Annotated in this window: 1 pseudogene; it reads left to right on the top strand. The window is 43.9% G+C overall.

Going from position 1 to position 1,458, the window contains the following annotated elements:
- Window positions 1-1,325 (top strand): annotated as a pseudogene (locus AND4_RS18945) (tetratricopeptide repeat protein); the annotation flags it as partial.
- Window positions 1,326-1,458: the final 133 nt, after the last annotated feature.

Genomic DNA, 1,458 nt, shown 5'->3' with positions numbered 1-1,458 from the left:
TGCTTGACCACGACAGCACCAACAAGAATATCAATCGAATCATCGATATCCGTTTAAGTCTTGCGGCTACATACCTACAATTGTTCAACTACCCATTGGCGGAGCAATACCTAGACCGCGCAACAGGTTTACTTGAATTCGCAGACCAACCCCAACTGGAGGCGAAAGCGGCGTTACTTCACTCGGGCCTGTCCTACCACAAAAATAACAGTGAAGACGTTATCGCCAATGCCAAAAGAGCGCTCGCACTTATAGAGAACGCACCAGATGATACCGGCTTTATCAAACAACAATCCCATCGTTTATTAGGCCTAGGCTACGAGCAAGCAGGTGAATATCAACTTTCTCTGCAAGCGTATAAAAAGTACAACAATCTAGTCCGGCTCGAGCAAAAACAACTTAACCAAATCAGCGAAGATGCCTTCCGCCAACAGAAGGAATTTGCCGAACAAAGCATCCATTATGTCGGTCAGGGAGAAAAGCTAATTCAAGTAAGCAAAGAGCATCGCAAGTTCCAAAAAATCTCGTTCGCGTTATTTCTTATCGTATTAGTCATGTTCCTCTTCATTATGCGTCGTGGCGTTATCATGCAACGTCAAGCCACACAAATAATGAAACTGCGCGATGACCTATTTACCCACTCCCGCTCACGTCTGAATAACCTACGTATGCTCAACGTCAAACTATCGCGCTCTTTGAAGAAATCGAGTGACATTTTCGAGCAATGGCAAATGGGTGAACTGATTCATGAACCACTCAACGACCGTTTGCGCTTCGTGATGATAGACTTACCATTTCTACGTAGCATGTACGTTCAACATGGTTATAAAGCGGGCTTAGAGCTAGAACGTGCATTTGGGGAGTTCCTCGCAGAACGCATCCAAAAGCCAACACGTTTGTACCACTTCTCTGATGCCAACTTATTGTATATCGAACCGAATGCCGATCGTGATGCATCTGCTGAGGCAACTTTTAACAAGTTTCAAAGCTGGGTGGATGAGTTCGCGGGTAAGCACGATGTGAATCGCACCATTCGAATGGGCATCAGTGATTACCCATTCTTACCACGTGCGTATACTGCGATTAACGATGAGGAGTTACTCGATCTATTACTCTTCGCAACCCACATTGCTCGTGAGATAAGTTTAAAAGACGAACACAGTCACTGGGTATTCTTGAAGGCGATCGATAACACCCCAGCCGCAAGCTTTGCAACTGGTAACATACGAACCGCGTGTCAACATGCCATCAATCAAGGACTAATAAAGATTCATTCTTCTTATAAGAATGAGGACGATATCAAAAAAATATTAAAAAACGGGTAATTAACCAACGGTTGCACACGATCTATGATGAAGCTATGGGGATTTTTGTTATTATCAAATAATCGTCAGTAATGCATGGACTTAATCGTAGTCGCATCATGGGAATCTTGGAATCCGATATTCAATCGCAGCT

It is taken from the genome of Vibrio sp. AND4, assembly GCF_000171815.1.
Lineage (GTDB): Bacteria > Pseudomonadota > Gammaproteobacteria > Enterobacterales > Vibrionaceae > Vibrio.
Note: the sequence above shows the minus strand (reverse complement) of the source record. Positions and strands in the feature narration are given on the sequence as shown.